Here is a 12916-nt window from a genome sequence, read left to right on the forward strand (position 1 = left end):
GCGGCCTTCCCCGCCGCGCCGATACGCGTTCGATGCCGGCGCTCATGCGCTCATGCTCACGGCGGCGTCGCGGTAGCGTTTCAGCCATTGCTCGCGCCTCGTTGCCACCGCCGCCATGTTGCGTGCCTTCACATGGCCGAAGCCGCGAATATCTCCGGGCAGTCCGGCGAGTTGCAGCGCCGCATCGAACCGTTCGGCATTGAGCGACACGCAGAACTCGTCGACCATCGCGCGGTATTCATCGATCAGCGCACGCTCGCCACGACGCTCCTCTGTCTTGCCGAACGGATCGAACACGCTGCCGCGCAAACCCTTCAGCTTCGCGAGAACGCGGAACACCGGCAACACCCACGGTCCGAACGGCCGCTTGACCAGTTCGCCGTGCGTATCGCGCTTCGCCAGCAGCGGCGGCGCGAGGTAGAACCGCAGCCGGTAGTCACGCCCGGGTTCGCCTTCGAACTGCTCCCGCAGCTTGTCGAGATAGGCCGGACCCGCATAGAGACGCGCTACTTCGTATTCGTCCTTGTACATCATCAGCTTCGCGAGGTTCATCGCGACCGCGCGCGTGAGCGGCAGCGTCGCGTCGAGGCGAAGATCCGTCTCAACGGTACGCACGCTCTCGACGGCTTCACGATACGTGCAAGCATAGGCGGCGTTCTGATACGCGGTCAGCATGGTTTCGCGCGAAGCGATCAAGCGGTCGAGCGATTCGGGCATCCTCACGACGACGGCGCGCGGCGACGGTTTCTCGACGTTCGTCCGAAGCATGGCTTCGACCGCCTTCGCGCCGTGCTGCGCAACATAGCGTCCCCAGTTGAATGCCTGCTGATTCTTCGCCACCGCCACGCCATTCAACTCGATTGCGCGCATCAGACTCGACAGCGCGAGCGGTAGCCAGCCCTTCTGCCAGACGAAGCCGAGCAGCAACGGATTCGCATAGATCGTGTCGCCGAGCAGGGCGAGCGCGAGTGCGTTCGCGTCGACGAACGCGCAATCGTCGCCCATGGCATCGCGCAGGTCGCTTTCGATCTGCGTACCGGGAAACCGCCAGCCGGGGTTGTGGATGAACTCGGCAGTCGGCGTGGCGCCGCTATTGATCGCCGCGCGCGTCGTGCCGCGGCCCACGCGCGACAGCACGTCGGCGGCGGCCGACACGATCGCATCGCAACCGACGACGAGGCGCGCATCACCGACCCCGATGCGCGTGGCGTGCAGCACCTCGGGCGAAGCGGCCAGCTGCACGTGGCTTAGCACCGCGCCGCCCTTCTGCGCCAGCCCCGCCATGTCCAGCACCGACACACCCTTCCCTTCAAGATGGGCGGACATGCCGATCAACCCGCCGATCGTCACGACGCCCGTCCCCCCGACGCCCGTAACGAGCACACCGTACGGCCGCGCAAGATCGGGAAGAATCGGTTGTGGCAACGCATCGAAATCCGGGCTTGCCGCGTTTTGCCCCGCGCGCGCGCCGGGCCGGCGCAACTGCGCACCCCGCGCCACCACGAAACTCGGGCAAAAGCCCTTCACGCACGAGAAATCCTTGTTGCACGAACTCTGGTTGATCTTGCGTTTGGTTCCGAGCGGCGTTTCGAGCGGCTCCACGGACAGACAGTTCGACTGTACGGAGCAGTCCCCGCAGCCTTCGCAAACCGCATCGTTGATGAACGCACGATGCGCGGGGTCCGGGTAGGTGCCGCGCTTGCGACGGCGACGCTTCTCCGTCGCGCATACCTGATCGTAAATCAGTACCGTGGTGCCCGACGTGTCGCGCAGCATGCGCTGCACGTCGTCGAGCCGGTCGCGATGGAATACGTGCACGCCTGCCGGCCGGTTCGCCGCGTTGCGATACTTGTCCGGCTCGTCGGTCACGATCACGATGCGTGCCGCGCCTTCGGCGTGTACCTGATGACAGATCTGCGGCACGGTGAGCTGCCCGTCCACCGGCTGGCCGCCGGTCATCGCCACCGCATCGTTATAGAGAATCTTGTACGTGATGTTGGCCTTTGCCGCAATGGCCGCACGAATCGCCAGCAGTCCGGAATGGAAATAGGTCCCATCACCGAGATTCGCGAACACGTGCTTGTCGCCGGCAAAATGCATCTGGCCGATCCACGTCGCCCCCTCGCCCCCCATCTGGCTGAGGGTTTCGGTGCGGCGGTCCATCCACGTCGACATCGTATGGCATCCGATGCCCGCGATGGCGCGCGACCCTTCCGGCACGTGGGTCGACGTATTGTGCGGACAACCGGAGCAGAACCACGGCTTGCGTTCGACCACGATGCGCGGTCGTGCCGCCCTGCGCTCGTTCGCTTCGATCGCGGCGACGCGCGCCAGCATGCGGGCGCGCCCGTCTGCGTCGATTTCGGCATCGGTCAGAAAGTCCGCGATCGTCTTCGCAATGACCGCCGGCGAAAGCTCGGCGTGCTCCGGCAATAAGCGCTCCTTGCGCGAATGGCCACTCGCATCGCTGCGTTCCGTATACTTACCGACGATCGTCGGGCGCACGGGCAAATCATAGAGCGCCTCCTTCAACGCCTGTTCGAGAAGTTGGCGCTTTTCCTCGATCACGAAGATCCGTTCGAGACCGGCGGCGAAAGAGAGCGCCGTTTGCGGGTCGAACGGCCACACGCATCCCACCTTCAGCACGCGCAGCCCAATCCGCGCGCAGGCCGCGTCGTCGAGCCCCAGATCCCCGAGCGCCTGGCGTACGTCGCTATAGGCCTTGCCCGATGCGACGATGCCATATCGTGCTTTCGGCGGGTCGATCACGACCTCGTTCAATCGATTAGCACGCAAGTAAGCAAGCGCTGCCTGCCACTTCTGCTCGACGAGCCGGGCCTCCTGTTCGAGCGGCGGATCCGGCCAGCGGATGCCGAGACCCGCGGCCGGCGCCACGTAATCCTCCGGCACGACGATGCGCACGCGGTCCGGATCCACATCGACCGATGCGCTCGATTCGACGACATCCGTCACGCATTTCATCGCCACCCACAGGCCGGTGTAACGACTCATGGCCCAGCCATGCAGGCCGAAATCCAGGTATTCCTGCACATTGGACGGATAGAGGACCGGGATGCCTGCCGCGATCAACGCGTGCTCGGACTGGTGCGCGATCGTCGACGACTTGGCCGCATGGTCGTCGCCCGCCAGTACCAGCACGCCGCCGCGCGGGTCCGTTCCCGCATGGTTGGCATGCTTGAACACGTCTCCCGTTCTATCGACGCCCGGCCCCTTGCCGTACCACATGCCGAACACACCGTCACGACGAGCATTGGGCCACAGGTTCACCTGCTGGGTACCCCATACCGCAGTAGCGGCCAGATCCTCGTTGACCCCCGGTTGAAACACGATGTCATGCGCTTCGAGATGACGCTTTGCATTCCACAGAGCCTGATCGACCGCGCCGAGGGGCGAGCCGCGGTAGCCGGAAATAAACCCGGCGGTATTCAAACCGGCGCGCCGGTCGCGCGCCTTTTGCAGCATCGGAAGACGAACCAGCGCCTGCGTGCCGCTCATATACGCGCGGCCTTTCTCCAACGTGTATTTATCGTCGATGGATACCGCGCGATTCGCATCGCCGGCCGCTTGTGTCCGGGTTGGGATGGAAGAATTCATTACAGACAATCTCCAATAACACGCAGTTCAGTCATTTCCACAGTCCATCGCATAACACCTCGATCGCAACGGGTCCGGGCGCCGATATGCCATTCCGGAAGCCGGACCCGTGCACCTTTCCTGTTTGACAGTCGTGACTCCAGGCACTCAAAACTTATGTCGCAAGCCGATCTGGAACGTCGCTTCGTTCTGTCCGGAGGCAGCGGTCACATTGGCAATAGACGCCACTGCTGGACGCCCGAACGAGTCGAGTCCGCTTGCATGCTGATAGCCCGCGAGCCCATACACGTCAGTACGTTTGGACAGGAAATAGTCCACGCCGATATTGATCTGGCGGTAGATCGCGCCGATGTGACCTCCAACCGAACTGCCACGTGTGTAATTTCCAGCCAGTCCTGCAAGAAAGTCCGGCGCGAAGTGGTAGACATAGTTCAACTCGACGTTGGAAAATCCAGCCGATCCCGAGTAGCCCATCGGGTTGGGGCCGGACGTTGCGACGTCTCCCAGATGGCTGAACATGGTTCTCGTGTAGATCGCAGCGACCGTCGATTTTCCGAGCGTGTACGAGACCGCGGCGGCGCCCACGTTGAGAGAGCCTGCTGACGCGAATCCCGCATAGACGGGATTCAATGAAGCAGCCGTTGCCGACCCGGCCGATCCAAGATTGTTTCCGCTGGCTCCTGCCGCGTTCGCATTGGTCCCAAAGTAAGAGAGGTTGGGATTGCGCGCATTCAGATACGCGAGCGCCGCCTGAAAACCGCTGGCCGTATAGGACGCGGCCGCCGACCAAAGCGACTGCCGTGCGACGCTCCCCGATACGCCTCCAAGGCTATACATCCCTTCAACCGTCAGATTACGCGTCGCATTGAAGACCGCCTTGATCGAGTTGTTCACCCTTCGCGTGCCCATCGTGTTGTCGAGGTCGTCTGGATGCGCTGCCACGTAGCCAGCCCAGGAGCGGCCGGCGACGAATGACCCGACGGTGTCACTTAGCGGGTCATACTGTCTGCCCATTGTCAGCGTACCCATTCGATTAGACAGCCCCACCCACGCCTGCCGCCCAAACATCGCACCGCCATTTGAAAGCATTCCGTTGTTCACCAGGAACCCGTTTTCCAACTGGAAAACCGCTTGTACCCCGCCCCCGAGATCCTCCTTTCCGAGGAAACCAAATCGGTCTCCGGACAGACCGGTGATGCTATTGAGCGTTATCTGCGTCCCACCTCGCACCGGTATGCCGTTGACCACCGCCGTCTGCGCATTCGTGACGACGTTGATGCCAGTGTCCACGACGCCGTAAAGCGTGACGGAGCTTTGCGCATACGCGCTCGGCGCGCCCACCGCAGCGGCGGCTAGCCAGATGATTGACCCTTTCCTCATTCCATTTGTCTCCATTGAATAGTTATTTACCGTTTTTTTATTGCGAACTACATCGTTGACGCGAGGTGCTCACGCCGGTCGAACAATCAAACGTCGATCCTTCGACCGGGGTCATTTCCTGATTCGGGTGGTGGTCCTCCGGTGCGCGGCTGCTGCAGACATCAGGCGGACTGGCTGCGCTCCTTGATTGCTTTCAACACCCATGAACGGTCGATCGTGCCTGCCTCGATCGCCGCGAGTTGGGCTGCCTCGGCGGACATTTTCGTCAGTGCGCGTTCGATAACGCTTTGCGCGTCGTCCCTCGGAATCGCGACGACGCCGTCGGCGTCGCCGACGACTATGTCGCCAGGGTTCACGACCATTCCGGCCACGGAGACCGTTACGTTGATCTGCCCGGGACCGTCCTTGTACGGACCACGGTGCGTATGGCCACGCGCGAAGCACGGGAAATCCAGCCTCGACAACGCGTCGACGTCGCGGACCGCGCCGTCGATCACGAATCCCGCCAGGCCGCGACGCTTCGCGTAGGACACCATGATCTCGCCGATCAGCGCCCGGCCGAGGTCGCCGCCACCGTCCACGACGATCAGGTGTCCGGGCTCCGCGATGTCGAGCGCGTGGTGCAGCAGCAGGTTATCGCCCGAACGCGCCCTCACGGTGAGCGCCGTGCCCACCACGGCTTTCGGTCCGTGATAGGGCCGCAGCCCGACAGCTCCCGGCAGCCTCGCCATCACATCGCTGAGAATCGACGTTGGAATCGCTTCAAACGCACGCACCAGCCGACCATCCACGCACGAAATCGACGGCTCAATCAGGAAACTATCGCTCATGGGAATCACCTGTCCTGTTGAACGGATGCTTCGTCACGCCTGGGTCCACTCGACGTGCGCACGGACGCATCCTTCCTTCACCCATCCGTGGCGGGAGGCCCAATCCAGCATTTCCCGAAACCGCGCGTCCCAGTCCGGTTCGACACGCCCGGATGCAGTGGCACGCACGAAGGACTCGCTGATCCACGCGTGGTCGTTTCCGTCGAACGCGAGGATGTGCGGCTGATAGCGCTCGACGAGGCGATCCTTCTGCAACGTGCTCACGAGTTTGAACGTCTTGAAATTCGCGCCGTCTTCGAGGGTGCAGTCGCCATCTCCGGAAAACAGAAGCCACATGATCAGGCCTCCTTTAGCGCGGGCGATGCCACGTCGGCCTCGCCCGCCTCCTCGGCCTCGTCGGTCACAGCGTTCAGATGGGGCATCACGCTCTTGCCGAACAACTCCATCGATACAAGCGTTTCAGCGGAACTCATGCCCGGCAGCCCCATAATGAAGCTCATCTGTACGGGTCGAAGCGCTCGACGCTGGCGCACCAGCCGTTCCGCGACCGTTTCTGGATCACCGATCGCGAGGCGCCCGAGCAGTTCGTCGACGGTCGGCTCGTTTGGCGCGGGCTCGTTCTTCATCAACGACCCGTCGAGTTGCGCTTCCTTGTTCTTCATCGCCGCGTGCACGCGTATCACGTAGATGACTGCCTCCGCCGCCTTGCGCGCCGCCTTCGGATCTTGCGTCACGTACAGATACTGGTTCAGTGCGAACGGCATGACAGGCGCTGGCCCGCCACACGCGCGGTAGACTTCCTCGATCTGTCCACGCTTCTCGATGACCCAGTCCGTGGAATTGGCCACCATGGATACGATCGACGCGTACTGGCCCGACACCATGCGCTTTTGCACCGCCGCGTCGGTGGTGCCGCTTGCGATATAGACCTGCGGCGCGCGTTGCTTCGGCCGCAACGTAAACAGCGTTTTGGGGATGCTCGCGAGCGTACCGTCGAACTCGATGGCACCGGTACTCATGTACTGGTTGAATATCTCGAGAAAGTCGGAAAAGTACGCCCTGTTCTTGGCGATTTCGAGGCCGAACTTGTGAAACTCGAACTCCTGGTATCCGCCCCCCAGACCGATGGCCAGCCGGCCGTCGCTCAACTGATCGAGCAGCGCGAGTTCCTCGACGACGCGAATCGGATGATGCAGCGGAACCACCACCACGGCCGGTCCCACCTTGATGCGCGACGTGCGAGCGGCGGCGTACGCGGCCAGCATCGTCGGATTCGGACAAATGGAGTAATTCGTGAAGTGATGCTCCGGAAACCATGCGGTCCCGAATCCGAGCTGCTCCGCGAGACCCACCTGATCGCAGGCTTCCATGAAAATGCTGTTTTGCGATTTGGCCGGGTCACGTTGTGACACCGTACTGAAGAGCGCCAGTTCCATCTCACCCATCCTGATTGAAAGTAAAGACTGTTAAGCGAAGCTCAATGGCGTGGCGGACGTCAACGCGCTGAACTCCCGATTGCAATACATGAGCGGCGATCCCGTCCCGTTCACACACGAACGCACCATGCCGACGACGACCAGATGCGTGCCGAAGCGGCTCGCCTTTTCCACCGAGCATTCGAATATCGTGATCGCGTGTCGCATCACCATGATTCCCGACGCAGAACGGCGCCATTCGGCCGGATCGAATTCATCGGTGCCGCGCCCGGGCCTTGCGAACGACCTCGCGATCGGCACGTCGTCAGCATCCAGCACGCTGACGCCGAGCAGCCCGGAGGTTTCCATCGCCGCAATCAAACGCGATCGCGTATTGACACATGCGAGGAGGAGCGCCGGAGAATCCGAGACTGCCTGCACTGAGGTCACCGTAATGCCGACGTCGTCGTCCCCATTCCTCGCGGTGAGAACGCACACGGTCGACGCCATCCGGCTCATCGCGTCCCGGAATTCCAGTTCGCCGATCATGGAATTTCTGTCAGTCATATGCAGTCCTATTCATATACGAAACGAAAACAGCCTCGTTGCGGCGGGAATCAAACTGTGAAAGGGATGATCAGGCTGCCGGATCAACCACGCGCTGCACCTGTTCGCCGAGGCGCTCCACGCCGAGGCGCATCGTCTGGCCATGACTCAGAAAAATATTCGGCCGCTTGCCCAGGCCGACGCCCGGCGGAGTGCCCGTGGTGATGATGTCGCCGGGCTCCAGTGTCAGACATTGACTGCAATAGCTGACGAGCTCGGGAACGGAGAAAATCATCTTCCGGGTGTTGCCCGTCTGCATGCGCTTTCCGTCGAGATCCAGAAAGAGGTCGAGGTTGCTCACGTCCGGGATTTCGTCCGGCGTGACGAGCCACGGCCCGACCGGCCCGAATGTATCGAAGCTTTTCCCCTTGTCCCAGGTTCCACCGCGTTCGAGTTGCCATTCGCGCTCGGAAAGATCGTTGCAAACCGTATAGCCGGCGATGTACCGGTGAGCGTCTTCGACCGACACCTGTTGCGCACGCATACCGATCACGATCGCCAGCTCAACCTCCCAGTCCGTTTTGCGTGCGCCGGGCGGAAGCATCACATGGTCGTTCGGGCCGCACAGCGAGCCGACCGACTTCAGAAACACCACGGGCGTGTCGGGAGCCTTGACGCCGGCCTCTTCGGCGTGATCGGAATAGTTCAGACCGATACCGACGAAATTGCGCGTGCCGGCCACTGGCGGCCCAAGTCGCGTCGTCGACGGGACGACCGGAAAGCGTTCGAGGTCGAGTGATCGAAGCGCGTCGATCGAGGCCGCGCCGAGTGCACTACCGGCCAGATCCTCGATGACGGAGGAAAGATCGCGGATATTGCCTTGCGCATCCAGAGCGCCGGGCTTCTCAAATCCGGGCAGACCAAAGCGGAGCAGTTTCATGAACGAGTACTCGGGTTAGTTTGGAGTGTGTGTCGAAGGTGATGCAATCGGTACCGCGGCAATGCCGTCAAGCGTCCGGCGGCCCGACCAGATTGTCGATGTTCGTCATCGCAACCCCTTCCCAGATGGGGGTACAGGAGACCGGGAAATCCTGCCGGAACCGGCCGCCCTCAGCCAGAACCGCATCGAGAAAGTGCGGCAGACGCTTGATCGATCCTTCGATCGGCAGGTCGTGCACCACGACGACGGACCAGGGTTGCGACCGGCACTGGTGGAGTGCAATCTTGTCCCACGTATCGCGGTTTTCCCAGTCGCGTGGCAACGCGTTCCACAATACGCAGGTGTACTGCTGCTCGAACAGATAGTCCCGCACCGACGGACTGAGCAGATGTCTGCCGATGGAGCCGCCGTATCCGAACGGGCGGAATAGCCGCTTATGCCCGATGAACGGGCGGATGAGCTCGTGCGTGCGGATGATCTCGTCGGCAACGACGGTGTCGTCGAGACGCTCACCCAATGGCGTCGAGTGCGTGTAGGTATGGTTGCCGATCCAATGCCCGTCGTCGTACGCGCGTTCGCACGCGTCCATCGCCCCGCTCGTCTCGAACTGCTGTCCAACCACAAAAAAACTGGCGGCAATGCCCCGCTCTTTCAGGACATCCAGTACGTACGGCGTGATGCGCGGATCAGGACCGTTATCAAAGGTCATGGTTACATCGAACATTTTCAGTTCCTTGATGAATGCTGACGGGAGCCGGAGCCGTCCGTCTCAAACGCAATGCAGGAGGACACATAGTCCGGCCCGTCGGTGTTCACTAGCTGAAACAGCGTTCTGTAAATCCCGGCAAAGGTGATTACCTCGACAAGCAAAGCGTCATCCAGAACATCGGTCCGTTCGACTGGCCGGTTGTCCAGCACGCCACGGGTAATGCGCGCCACCGCGTCGATCGTGTCGTCTCCGTAGCTGGCGTGAACCGCGACGGCAAGCTTCTCCAACGCGCGGGCGTTGACGCCGGCCGAAAGGGCGAGCGGCACGTGCGCATGCCATCCATACGGGCAGTTCAACGCCCTGGCAACGGTGAGCACCACGACCTCTCGCGCAGGGAGCGATAGCCGACTCGCGCTTTTGTAATAAAGCAGCATGTCGTACATGCATAGCCCGACTTCAGCTGCGCGGGCAAGCGCGTTGAACGGTCCAGGCCATGGCGCGCCCGGTTTCGCCACCGCGGCCGACAGGCGCCGCTGCACGTCACTGAGTCGAGCTGCATCAAGTTGCGGAAAGTAGGACATGGTGCCTCTGGCGCTTCGTCGTCAAGCCGCCGCGAGGCGCCTGTATCCGGCGCCGAAGATGACGAGCGGATCCCCGTCGTGCACTTCGGCAGCTGTGACGTCGCCGATCAGAAGCCGGTGGTCGCCGCTGCTGATCGCGTGCGCGACGCGGCATTCGATCACCGCGGCCGCGCCCTCGATGGCCAGACAGCCGGAGTTCAACCGACGTGTTTTCACGTTGGCGAACTTGTCGTCGATCCGGCTCGCGAACTGGTCGGAAAGCGTCTGCTGGTCTGCGGTCAAATAGTTGATGCAAAAAACCTGCGACGCCAGAATCGCTTTCAGCGAACGCGATTGTTCGCCCGCGCAGATCATGAATCGCAACGGATCGGACGAGACAGGGCTCACCGCCCGCATCGTCAAACCGGCCGGACTGCCGGACACATCGATCGTCGTGACAACCGCCACGCCGCGAGGCCATGCGTTGGAAAGCTGCCGAAACAGGTCCATGTTGGACTGCCCTTGCAGGGGCGGGTGTGCCTCAGTGGTCATGAACTTCTCCATTCAAAGGATCGAGCCGGGACGAGTGGCGCATCGCCGAAACCGCATGATCGGTGGCGTCAGGTCGAGGACGCGTTTCAGAACGTCCCGCGGGAAATCTTTTAGGCAGGACCAGCGGCACGATTGCAGCTACTGCAAAGAACGCGGAAAACCATGCGAGCCCGGCGCTGAAACTGCCGGTTGCACCGCGCATGAGACCGAATGTGTACGGGCCGAGAAAGCCGCCGATATTGCCGACACTGTTGATCAGCGCGAATCCGCCGGCGGCTGCCGCGCCGCTGAGCGCGGCAGCGGGCCCGTTCCAGAAAATCGCCATGTAGCAGAACGACGACCCCACGGCAACCACGATGGCGGCATACGCCAGCACGGGATTCGCGGCGATAGTGGATGCATACAGGGATGCGCCCGCCAATGCGGCCAGCACGACCAAGTGCCAGCGGCGATCGCCGGTACGATCGGAGAATTGCGGGACCGTCAGCAACAGCACCACGCCGAATAAAAAGGGTAAAGCGCTGATCCAGCCAATGGACGCATTGGACAGATGCGCCGCGCTAGCCTTGACGATTTGCGGAAGCCAGAAAAAGAGCGCGTAAATACCCGAGAGAAGCGCGAAGTAGGTCAACGCATACACCCAGACCTTGAAAGACTTCAGACTGCGCAGGAATTGGGTTTCCTGCGGACGCGAGGTCGTGCTTCTCTCGTGCGCAAGTTCGGCCATCAGAAACTGACGGCTGGCGTCCGGCAGCCACGATGCGTGCTCCACGCCGCGCGGCAGCATCCAGTACAGAAAGCAACCGAAAACGACGGTCGGCACGCCTTCAACAACGAACATCCATCGCCACCCTTCGATGCCCAGCATGTGCACACTCAGCAACAATCCCGATACCGGACCGACCAGCACCCCGGCCAGCGGCGACGCCGCCGACCAGACGCCGTTGGCGCTACTAAGACTACGGCGCGTGAACCACAGCGACACGTAATACAGCACGCCAGGCGTAAAGCCCGCTTCGGCGACCCCGAGGAAGAAGCGCAGCAGATAGAAGGTAGTCGCGTTGGATACGAATGCCATCGCGCACGACAGCAATCCCCACGTCACCATGATCCGGGCGATCCAGAGCGGCGCGCCCATTCGATGCAGCAGCAGATTGCTGGGAATTTCGAACAATGCATAGCCGACGAAAAAGATGCCTACGCCCAGTCCAAAGGTTTCCGGTCCGAAGCGAAGGGCGGTGTTCATCTGCAGCGCGGCGAATCCGACGTTGATACGATCGAACTGCAGGAGGAAGTGTGCAATGAATAAAACGGGAAGGATGCGCACTGCCACCAGTCGATATGTCCTTTGCTCCTCTGCGTTCATACGTTGTCTCCTCGTTGGGCGGAGGTCCGTCCGAAATCCAGCACGACCCCTTGTTTATAAGTTATAAAAGATTCCACAAGTTCGAAATTGGGGTAAACCTGCGTCGGATCGCTGCGGCTCGAATGCGTCAAACATACAAAAACCTGACTTTCCCGCTTTTTCAAGGGTTTAATGGTACTCGCGAACCGTGAAGATGTCTGTTTCAGTTGTGGTGACGCTTCCGCCAGCCGGGAAAATTCCGCCGTCCTCCTGGCTTCACTTATAAAAGAAGGCGCCGAGGCGGATTCCGCTCGTCAACCCGCGCCGTAAGACGCTTTTAGAGGAGGACTGTGACCGTGGCAAGCAGAGGATTTGCGCCGAGTCCGGACATCGCGTTGCGGCGCCGGCCGAAGCAGGAACGTGGACGCGTCGCAGGCCGCTCAGCCGCTAAGGTTGTTGTGACTCGCCGGGCGGCACTGCCGGAAACTGGGGGCGGTGGCGCTACTCCGGGCGTTCCCTTTTCACGAAAACTAGCGATTGCACTCGCGAGGGGCGGGGCGCGCACACTGTCATTGCCAATCGTCCGGTTTGCGGGCGAGCCACGCTGAATGCATCCGCTATTTGGTTCTCGGCGCCGTTGGGATCGCTGGCGCCGCATCAAGCCCGGCGATATTCGCGATGTGCTCCACGCCGAAAATGGTTCATGTTCTCGTATACGTTTTCCAACCTGTATCGACGCATCAAGTGCGTGCCTGCATTCGGCGTGCAATCCATACAGTCCAACAGTCCAACTAACTCGTGACACAAATCCGGCTAATCTAACTATTTCGTTCGGGTCTCGCGCCCAGTGTGTCCGAAAAAGTTAGCAAGTCATTGATTAATAAGAAGCCGCAGTCTAGCTAATTCGATCTCCCTGCAGGAGTGTCGGGAAGCCGAATTCGTTGGACTAAGGAGCGGTTGGCTAGACTCGAAAGCACGAAATTGACTGGACTGCCCGGAAACCGCGGATCGAAGGATCACCGGG

General features: G+C 61.4%; 11 protein-coding genes. All 11 read right to left on the bottom strand.

Translation table 11 applies throughout. From position 1 onward, the window contains the following. Window positions 1-42 precede the first annotated feature (42 nt). The 11 genes from OKW44_RS01165 to OKW44_RS01215 all read right to left on the bottom strand — a co-directional run bounded on the left by OKW44_RS01165 (window position 43) and on the right by OKW44_RS01215 (window position 11913). Window positions 43-3615 carry an indolepyruvate ferredoxin oxidoreductase family protein gene (locus tag OKW44_RS01165; protein ID WP_018420260.1) on the bottom strand — a complete coding sequence of 1191 codons (3573 nt, stop codon included), beginning with the start codon at window positions 3613-3615 and terminating at the stop codon, window positions 43-45. Between the two features lie 147 nt (window positions 3616-3762). Next, window positions 3763-4995: a porin gene (locus tag OKW44_RS01170; protein WP_018420259.1), complete on the bottom strand. Its 1233-nt coding sequence runs from the start codon at window positions 4993-4995 to the stop codon at window positions 3763-3765. Window positions 4996-5156: 161 nt separating this feature from the next. Next, window positions 5157-5825 (bottom strand): RraA family protein, encoded by a 669-nt coding sequence (locus OKW44_RS01175; protein WP_018420258.1) that lies wholly within the window; start codon window positions 5823-5825, stop codon window positions 5157-5159. Between the two features lie 33 nt (window positions 5826-5858). Continuing rightward, a complete protein-coding gene (locus OKW44_RS01180; protein WP_018420257.1) occupies window positions 5859-6161 on the bottom strand; it encodes a hypothetical protein in 303 nt (100 codons plus the stop codon). A 2-nt stretch (window positions 6162-6163) separates the two neighbouring features. After that, complete coding sequence (locus OKW44_RS01185) at window positions 6164-7261, bottom strand: LLM class flavin-dependent oxidoreductase (RefSeq protein ID WP_018420256.1); 1098 nt, start codon at window positions 7259-7261, stop codon at window positions 6164-6166. Window positions 7262-7291: 30 nt separating this feature from the next. Next, window positions 7292-7807, bottom strand: coding sequence for a flavin reductase family protein (locus tag OKW44_RS01190; RefSeq protein ID WP_084754050.1), 516 nt, complete (start codon window positions 7805-7807; stop codon window positions 7292-7294). 70 nt (window positions 7808-7877) lie between these two features. Further along, entirely contained in the window at window positions 7878-8726 is an 849-nt protein-coding gene (locus OKW44_RS01195) for a fumarylacetoacetate hydrolase family protein (protein WP_018420254.1), read from the bottom strand. A 67-nt stretch (window positions 8727-8793) separates the two neighbouring features. Further along, window positions 8794-9450 carry a polysaccharide deacetylase family protein gene (locus OKW44_RS01200; protein WP_018420253.1) on the bottom strand — a complete coding sequence of 219 codons (657 nt, stop codon included), beginning with the start codon at window positions 9448-9450 and terminating at the stop codon, window positions 8794-8796. 2 nt (window positions 9451-9452) lie between these two features. Continuing rightward, window positions 9453-10016, bottom strand: a complete 564-nt coding sequence (locus OKW44_RS01205; RefSeq protein WP_084754049.1) for a carboxymuconolactone decarboxylase family protein — start codon at window positions 10014-10016, stop codon at window positions 9453-9455. A gap of 21 nt (window positions 10017-10037) precedes the next feature. After that, window positions 10038-10547, bottom strand: a complete 510-nt coding sequence (locus OKW44_RS01210; RefSeq protein WP_162633943.1) for a flavin reductase family protein — start codon at window positions 10545-10547, stop codon at window positions 10038-10040. Beyond that, window positions 10537-11913: an MFS transporter gene (locus tag OKW44_RS01215; RefSeq protein ID WP_018420250.1), complete on the bottom strand. Its 1377-nt coding sequence runs from the start codon at window positions 11911-11913 to the stop codon at window positions 10537-10539. The genes OKW44_RS01210 and OKW44_RS01215 overlap by 11 nt, the downstream gene beginning before the upstream one ends. Window positions 11914-12916 lie beyond the last annotated feature (1003 nt).

Origin of the sequence: Paraburkholderia lebeckiae, from assembly GCF_050436325.1 — a bacterium.
Classification (GTDB): domain Bacteria; phylum Pseudomonadota; class Gammaproteobacteria; order Burkholderiales; family Burkholderiaceae; genus Paraburkholderia; species Paraburkholderia tuberum.